The sequence below is a fragment of the Rhodopirellula halodulae genome (assembly GCF_020966775.1).
Lineage (GTDB): Bacteria > Planctomycetota > Planctomycetia > Pirellulales > Pirellulaceae > Rhodopirellula > Rhodopirellula halodulae.
The window spans coordinates 367,984-377,257 of the sequence record NZ_JAJKFV010000030.1; the positions used below are offsets into that span (position 1 = coordinate 367,984).

A 9,274-nucleotide genomic window follows, 5' to 3' on the forward strand; every position below is an offset into this window, starting at 1 on the left:
GTATATAGGACGTAGCGATGCCGACTTCCGTTGCACACTACGCCATCATTGATGCTCGTGAACGTCTGCGTGACGGTGCAACGATGACACGATGAAAACGTTCAACACTTTGAACGTCAAACCAATCGACGTTGTAAACGATGGCCGACACAACTGCACTCGGTTGCTCAGCACGCGTCGTCGCCCGATCTTGCAGCATCCGTCGCGGTCATGCGAACGGTCGTCAACCTTTCGGACGAACGGACAGCGTTCTGGTTGCCAACCGATCGCCTCACCGCGACTTCAACGTTTCAACGCTGCGTAGACTCCCGAAAACGATGCGAACGATGTCGATTACGACTGATACAATTCTTTGACGTTCTCCATCGACACCGTACCCATCGCTTCCTCACTTGTCGGTGCGCTCCTGACCGTCACTCGACGGTTTCGAATTGATCGATTAGATCAACAAGAGAATTCCCGATAACCATGCGATGATGACGGAGCGGTGGTGGAGACCAACTCGGCGTTCCAATCACATCGCTCGCCACCGCCCGCATATCGCAAACGTTCCCCGACGCAAAAATGTGATGGATGCGATAGCGGAACTTGCAGCGATCGATTGGCCGAAAGCAATCGTTGTTCACTACACCGATGGTGCGACCGAACGATTGATTTGTGGTGATGGCGTGACGCTTACACCGCCAGCCGATGACCCCGAGGGACACGGTGGGATCAGCGCTCAGATTCCACCCAAGCATCCGCAGAATCAAAAACGGCTCGAACGCTTTGTATCTCTGGCTAACCTCAAAGCGATTTTTTGCGAACACGGGGATGAACTGTGGCGATGTTCGCGCTAGCGATACGTGCTGGGCGTTGTGCTGTAGATCATGTTCTTTTGCGTTGATGCGTTCTTATGGCTTGCTTTGCCGGCGGTCATCGTACTCGGTATGATTGATTGATCGTCGACCGCGGTGGCTGGCCTATCTCTGCCGCGACACCGGGGAACAATGCGATGAACCGAAGTCGCGGAGTCGTCGTTCTTGACAATGGAAAATCAATCGCCGCGACTCGGTTATCGCGGACGTTACCCGACTGAGGATTCATGTTCATACCTGATTCAATCTCTGCGGTCTGGTTCACGTTTTTGCTGATCTCAGGATCAGCCGATCTGGCTCAACAAGAGCGGTATGCCGACATTGCCCGCGACGTCACTGTTGGAATGACCGCATCGGATGTTGAATCACTTCTCGGTCCCCCAACGCAACTATTTGAGGCGGGAGGGATACTTTCGCTTGTTCTCATCTATAATTGCCAACCGAAGCACTACTGCTATGGGGCCTCGGTTCATCTCGACAACCTGATTTTACCGGGACTTCCGTTTCCTAACCCGCTTCCGATACAAATTCGATCGTTTGGTTATGCAGATACGGATGTTGTGATTCGTCTGTCGGCCACCGACGAAGTAACGGCGACAACGATCCCAAAACTTCCAGCCATTCCGGAAGAGTTCCACGATATCCTTGATGCGCGCAACTTCATTTCGACACTTTGCTCGCTGGCGATGTCGGCAAATGGCGGGTAACCATTGCGTGCACACGGAGCGGTGGTGGAGACTCGGTACACTTTCCAATCACACCTCTCGCCACCGCCCGGTGACGCCGAACGTTATCGCGGCAACTCATGCAGGACATGGCGATGACGATCTCGGTTACATACCACGCCATCAATGATGCTCGCGAACGGAAGCTCGACGTTGCGACGATGACACAATGAAAACGTTCAACACCCTGAACGTCGAACCGATCACCGATGAACACGATAGCGGACAAAACCGCGGTCGGTTGCTCGGTACATCCCGTCACTCGATCTTGCAACATTCGTCGCGGTCATGCGAACGCTCGTCAACCTTTCTGACGAACGACTGCGTTCCGGTTGCCGACCGATCCCCTCACCGCGACTCCAACGTTTCACCGCTGCGTAGACTCCCGGAAACGATGCGAACGATGTCGATTGACTCTGATACAATCCTTTGACGTTCTCCATCGACATCGTACCCATCGCTTCCTCACCTGTCGGTGCGCTCCTGACCGTCACTCGACGTTTGCGAGTCGCCCGATTGGATCCACGAAAGTATTCTCGATAACCATGCGATGATGACGGAGCGGTGGTGGAGACAAACTCGGCGTTCCAATCACATCGCTCGCCACCGCCCGCATATCGCTGACGTTCCCCGGCAGACCATTCTCCGCTGTGATACCGCTCCGATGCGTCACAAAGGAACAAGCGTATCAGGCGTGTCCAATCCTCACAGCATTCAGAAAAAGCTCGACGCCTTTCTCGATTGAGAGATACCAGCGTGGCAAACCTAACAAATCCCCGAATCATATGGCTAAAGAGCACGCTTTTTGTATCTCTTGGCTTGCTAGCCTCAATTCTGTTGGCTGTTCAGCTTCCAGATATGCGATACGTCGCTCTGCTTGCAATTGCTGTGTGGGCTTTTTGCCGTGCTTATTACTTCGCGTTCTACGTGATCGAACATTACGTCGATTCTGGTTTCCGGTTCTCTGGCTTGCTGGACTTTGCGCGGTACGCGTTTATGGGGCCTACTCCGGACAATCGCAAATGCGGGGAACAATGCGATGCACACCGAGCCGCCGAGTAGTGTCTTCACAAATGGTGGATTGCTCGCGGCGGCCGGGTGATCGCTGCCGTTCCCCGAATGAAATTCATGATCGCACAACGGACGACGACTCAACGCTGCGCATCCTACGCGATCGCAGCGTTGCTAATTGTCGCTGCGATACTAGGGCTCCTATACAACGTAAGTTCTCTCTCCGCCGCATTCCGGGGTGCGTTCGACGATTCGCCGGACATCGCTAACTTGCCTTACTTCTTCACCGCATTCTACGTGATGTCCGCGGTGTGCATCGTGTGCTATGTCTCGATCTTTGTCGCCGCTATTGGGCTCTGTCTTGGCTCTGCGACTTGCGCACGCCTACTTGCGATGTTGCTACTGTTTGAGGTGCTCTACTTTTTTGCAGTTGGGGCAATGTGGACTCTACCTAACGCGGGGCATGGAATTGCAGCTGCAACGGGAATCGCGAATGGCGGACTTATGGCCCAGTTCGTCCTCCTGCTGCCGATTTGGATACCGATCGCATTTGCTTCATTCGGACTATATCACAAGACTCCAGTGGCTGCATTCGTTGGCACAACGGTAATCACAAAAGCGTCAGGCAGCAGGGAACAATGCGATGCACACCGAGCCGCCGAGTAGTGTTTTCACAAGTGGTAGATTGCTCGCGGCGGCCGGGTGATCGCTGCCGTTCGCCGACTGTTTCTCCTTGAAATGGAGCTTCAAACGAAACTTCCGCGCCTCCGACTATCGACGCTGCTCATGATTCCGCTTGCGTTCGCACTGGCAATTCTGTACTTTCCAGCCCTAGATGAATGCGGAGCCTTGCTCTTTTCGGATGCCATCAATTACGAAGATGGTATCTACTGGGGAGTTCCCGCCTGGACGGTGCACTCCGCCGTTTCGACTCTGCTGTTTCGACTTGACTCGATAATTGTGATCGGTTTTTTCACCGCAATACTTTGTCCGCTAAACACGAGGGTGTCGGATGCTTGCGCGGTTGCCACGCTACTGGCGTACCCTATCGAGGAAGTGCGATTTTCTCAAAGCAGTTCGCCGTTTTCTGATCGCTATACGCCTACACACATCTGGTGGACGGTCTCCAGTCTTTCGCTATGCTTTGCGTTTATACTTGCATTCTTAGCGGGCTACATGTGTGTTGCACGGTATCGCCCAAAATGGGGCACAGAGAATGCTCGCACCATAATTGCTACTACCGTACTTGCGTGTTTTTCGTTGCTTGCGTTGGTCTTGAGATGATGTGCCCCAAGACGCGGCGAACAATCGCATGCACCGGAGTCGCGGGTCATACGTTTTCTCAATGGAGCATCATTCGCCGCGACCGCGGTGATGCGTGGCGTTCTGCCATTGATGATGCATGAAACCGTTCGCTGATTTGACACCTGACGACATTCGCAACCACCCGGTTTGGGAATTCTGCGATGACGTTGAATCCAAATTCGGCGACGAAACTGTCATCCGACCGGTGAATGACGTACCGGTTTCCGATCTTGGCAACCGCGTGGTTGGGACGACACTGCAATTTGCAAATGGTGACTCCGTTGGTGGCATCCTGAGTAACATCGACCTTAACAATCACACGCAAACAGAGCACTTCGTTGCACTGACCTTATACCGTGATGACGGCAAGCCGTTCCATTTGGCACGGTACCATGACCTCAACATCGACACTCACGGCCCAAATGAATGCGCCGCTTTCTTCGGCCTCGGCATCGCGGACGTGTTTCCAATCACCTACGATATTGGCTCTGTCGCGATCGGTGTTCCGGCTTCGATTCGTCGCGAGATACATGCTCAGCCGATACGACGTCTCGATGACGATGAGCTGATGCGGATGGCTGTTTCTGGCTGAAGGGACCAAAGAAGGCAGAACAATCCAATGCACCCGAGCGGCGAAGTCGGGCGTTTTCAAATGGACAATTTCTCGTCGCTGCCGGGTGATTGGTGACGTTCCCCGAATGAAATCCATGATCGCACAACGGACGACGACTCAACGCTACTCATCCTACGCGATCGCAGCGTTGCTAATTGTCGCTGCGATACTCGGGCTCCTATACAACGCAAGCTCTCTCTCCGCCGCATTCCGGGGTGCGTTCGACGAATCGCCGGACACCGCTAACTTGCCTTGCTTCTTCACCGCGTTCTACGTGATGTCCGCAGTGTGCATCGTGTGCTATGTCTCAATCTTTATCGCCGCTATTGGGCTCTGCCTTGGCTCTGCGACTTGCGCACGCCTACTTGCGATGTTGCTACTGTTTGAGGTTCTCTACTTTTTCGCAGTTGGGGCAATGTGGACTCTACCAAACGCGGGGCATGGAATTGCAGCTGCAACGGGAATCGCGAATGGCGGACTCATGGCCCAGTTCGTTCTCCTGCTGCCGATTTGGATACCGATCGCATTTGCTACATTCGGACTATATCACGAGACTCCAGTGGCTGCATTCGGTGGCACAACCGTAATCACAGAAGCGTTAGGCAGCGGGGAACAATGCGATGCACACCGAGCCGCCGAGTAGTATTTTCACATGTGGTGGATCGCTCGCGGCGGCCGGGTGATCGCTGCCGTTATCGCGGCGACTCATGCAGGACATAGTAATGCCGATCTCGGTTGCACACCACATCAGCATCGATACTCGCGAAGGCAGTTCGACGGTTCAATAATGACACAATGAAAACGTTCAACACCATGAACGTCAAACCAATCGACGCTGGACACAATGGGCGACACAACTGAGGTCGCTCGCCACATCGAGTCGCTCGCACTTGTAACATTCGTCGCGGTCACGCGAACGGTCGTCAACTTTTCTGACGAACGCACTGTGTTTTGGTTGCCAACCGATCGCCTCACCGCGACTCCAACGTGTCACCGCTGCGTAGACTCCCGGAAACGATGCGAACGATGTCGATTGCGTCTGATACAATCCTTTGACGTTCTCCATCGACATCGTGCCCATCGCTTCCTCACCTCTCGGTACGCTAGTGGTCGTCATTCGACGATATCGAATTGCTCGATTGGATCCACGGAAGTATTCCCGATAACCACGCGATGATGACGGAGCGGTGGTGGAGACCAACTTGGCATTCCAATCACATCCCTCGCCACCGCCCGCATATCGCAAACGTTATGCGTGAGACCAAAGCTCGGATGCATGCTCGCGATTAGCAATCAATGCCGACCCAACCGATGCAGGATACCGGAACGATCTCGTGCTCGGAAATGCCGCGTGAAATTCATCCTCGCGATTGCGTTCGAAGCGTGCCGACACGACATTCGACACCGCATTGATCATTCGTCAACATTGAACTGACTGACACTCAAGTCCTCGTGACCGAACCGACTCTCATCAAAATGGATCGCTCGGTTGACAGTCGAACACCTCTTCCGATCCATGCTCGTGATCACGCTCGACTGCCGCGGAAATGCATAACCATGCCGTGCACACGGAGCGGTGGTGGAGACCTATCTCGCTTTCCAATCACGTCTCTCGCCACCGCCCGGTGACGGCTACCGTTCGCGTTAATGATGTTTCAGCCATCCAAATTTGGGTCCGACCATGAAACGTTACGCTAATGCATTTTGGCTATCACTCCTCATCTGTTCGATCGTTCGAGCGCAGGGCGAGTCCAGGGTCACAACGGAGCAGCTGATTTCGACCTTCAAGGCCAATCCTCGACTCGAGTGGCCGTTTCTCGATTCAGAGCCAAAGCACCAGCCTGAGGCAATTCTGAATGTTCTCGCCGATCGCGGCGAGGCCGCTTTACAGCCACTACGTGAACTACGCGCGGAAGGTAAGGCCAATGATGCGAAAGACGACGCCTGGTCTTTGGCAACCGACCTTGCGTTGCTGACCACCATTCGCCGAATCGAGGGTAGGTCTCCACCATTGCGAATCAATGTCGACGTGGACGTACCAATCAAATCAGCCGTCCGAAAGCCGGCGAGGATCCCGGTCAAGATTGTTAATCAAGATCCAGAACGAGAACCAATCTGGTTCACCTTCGGTGGCGACTATCGCAGTGGTCGTTTATCGCGTTGGCGAATTCATGTTTGGGACGACAAAGAAAGGCGGTTGCCAGCAATTGGCCCCAACTATGGAATGGGTGGAGGTGTTTACAGCCAGGGAGAGCTTGGCTTTGGCGAATCAGATGAGCAAACTCTTGATCTAGCCAGCTTTGTCAGAATTCGTCTCCCAGGACGATATACCGCACAGGTTTTCTATCACGACTCAGTGACGATCGCGGATATCGAGGATGAAAAGAAACTCGAAGAGTTGACAATTGTCTCCTCCAATAGATTCACAATTGAGATCACAGCTGGACCGAAGATTCGCATTCCCTTGACTGAGGCTGAATACGACAAATCGAGGGAGTTGCTTTCGCAACTCAAGCCATTAGGCACGGTCAAGATGATCGGTGGGGAGTATGGGCCACGCTATCACTCATTCATATCTCCAGATTCTGCACATGGAAAACTTCTTGCCATGGGGCGAACGGCAGTACCTGCTCTAATTCTCCGACTGAAGCACCCAGATGCGGAATACAAGGAACGGGCTTGGATCCTCGCAATTCTTGATTCCATTCTTCATGAACGATATCTTTCACCAACGGATTTTGATGGTGCAATAGACAGCTATCGATGCGAATTCCCCGGTGGATACTGTTCTGCGAGTGGGTCTCGCTCAAATGAAGCCCAAGAACAACTGATCGCAGACTGGGTTTCGTTTGCCAAGGAGTACATCGTCGTCGACAAACAGAGATAGGCGAACCATGCGATGAACCGAAGTCGCGGAGTCGTCGTTTTTGACAATTGAAAATCAATCGCCGCGACTCGGTTAGCGCGGCCGTTACCCGACTGACATGGAGTCGCCGCACTCGCAACGATGACTACCGCATTCGGGACATTTCTCTGGAACGGCACTTTGCCAAGCGATGATCTGGTTGGTACCAACCCCGAGACCAAAGTTTCCGATGACTTTGGCGAGCAATGGGCACACGAAGCAAACCGTATGATTGCTATTGCGGTGCATCCACAGTTTGTCGCTAACGAAGCATTCGCGTCTGTTGGTGCGCCAACGGCGGACGAGCACTGCTGGTCGATTACATTCCGCTTCAATGATCGCGACGCATCCATCTGGCTTCAATGGGTCCCGGACGGCGATCACGAGAACGCTTTTGCCTTTGACATTGGGTACAGCTACAATCTGCTCCGTTCACTATTTGAACGGACTGGTAACGTCCGTGACCTTGACACCCTGCGACTTGCAGTTTCTCGCTCGCTCGCAGCGCATCCTCTGATATTTGACCTGGTCTGGGATCGCCGACCCGATTGAGCAAACGGCGGGTAACCATCGCATGCAACGGAGCGGCGGTGGAGAGGTTTTTGCAAGTCGTGGCTCAACTCCCGCCGCCCGCTGATGCGTACCGTTATCCGACTGAATTCCACTGTCTATTCTCTCTCTTTAAGCTTTGAACAAAACGCCGAATCCCTATCAATCGACGTCCATCACGGACGACTACGAAACTTGGTTCGCAAAGCTTCGTCGGCTTTTCACGGTTCCCAAGACTGCATTTGCTTCAACGACGGCGTTCTCAGATGGTGGAGTCGTCATTACGGATGGCATCGCATTCTGTCTAGACACATCCGATCCTAGTCGGATCTACGCTGCATCACCATCGACCGTCCACACCAACGAACGCATGAACCTGATCGTCTCAGAGGCTATTCGCGTGTTTCCGCTATTTCTAAGCGACAACTCAACGGCTGAACCGCTAGTCAACGGACGCAAGCTTGTCGTACGCATGACGGAAACCTATGCTGATGTTCCAACTGCTTTAGTCCGGGAGCACTGTCTTGATTGGGACTACATTGCCGGCGTGATCGACGCCTCGCATGACGACGGATAACCATTGCGTGCACACGGAGCGGTGGTGGAGACTCGGTACACTTTCCAATCACATCTCTCGCCACCGCCCGGTGACGCTGACCGTTATCCGACTGACGCCTAATGAACGATCCTCGTATCACCATTAAACGTCCGGTCGACAACCGCCGCTTCTATATCGCGATTGGCGTTTCTGCATGCACTGTCATCGCGTACTTTGTTCTTGCCGCATCCACTTCCCAACGGTGGATGTTTTACCCACTGGGACTACTCCACCTAATTGGCCTACTCGTCATTCTTTGCCGTCGTCCCAGTGCATCTGTTGTGGTCGACCGGGACTCGATCGCATGGCATGGTGACGGTCTGTTCTGGCCGGCATCCAACATTGTTTTGTTCATCGAGATAGACTCTGTTGAATTTCTCGATGGCGAAAATAGATCTAGAATACTGTTGCACAACCGATATTCTGGACCGTGGTCTATTGCGAATAGCTGCTTTGTCGATGGACCGTCTGTGCTGTCGGCTATCCGTCATTTCCGACCCGACCTACACATCTTCATCACGGGCGGATAACAATTGCGTGCACGCGGAGCGGTGGTGGAGACTCGGTACACCTTCCAATCACATCTCTCGCCGCCGCCCGGTGACGCCAAACGTTATCGCGGCGAAGATTGCAGGACGTGGCGATGATGATCTCGGTTGCACACCACGCCATCATCGATCATCGCGAACGGCCGCTCGACGGTGCAACGAT

5 protein-coding genes are annotated in these 9,274 nt (G+C 53.6%); all 5 read left to right on the forward strand.

Features of this window, described 5'->3' with window-relative positions; genetic code table 11:
* The first annotated feature begins 1,084 nt into the window (after nt 1-1,084).
* Nucleotides 1,085-1,564, forward strand: a complete 480-nt coding sequence (locus LOC70_RS23355) for a hypothetical protein (protein ID WP_230256470.1) — start codon at nt 1,085-1,087, stop codon at nt 1,562-1,564.
* A 2,539-nt stretch (nt 1,565-4,103) separates the two neighbouring features.
* Nucleotides 4,104-4,490: a hypothetical protein gene (locus tag LOC70_RS23360; RefSeq protein WP_230256471.1), complete on the forward strand. Its 387-nt coding sequence runs from the start codon at nt 4,104-4,106 to the stop codon at nt 4,488-4,490.
* A 1,702-nt stretch (nt 4,491-6,192) separates the two neighbouring features.
* On the forward strand, nt 6,193-7,398 hold the full coding sequence (locus LOC70_RS23365) for a hypothetical protein (protein ID WP_230256472.1): 1,206 nt from the start codon (nt 6,193-6,195) through the stop codon (nt 7,396-7,398).
* Between the two features lie 120 nt (nt 7,399-7,518).
* The gene (locus LOC70_RS23370; RefSeq protein ID WP_230256473.1) at nt 7,519-7,968 is read left to right on the forward strand and encodes a hypothetical protein; all 450 of its coding nucleotides are present in this window, start codon (nt 7,519-7,521) and stop codon (nt 7,966-7,968) included.
* Nucleotides 7,969-8,335: 367 nt separating this feature from the next.
* Nucleotides 8,336-8,542, forward strand: coding sequence for a hypothetical protein (locus LOC70_RS23375; RefSeq protein WP_230256474.1), 207 nt, complete (start codon nt 8,336-8,338; stop codon nt 8,540-8,542).
* The last annotated feature ends 732 nt before the right edge of the window (nt 8,543-9,274 follow it).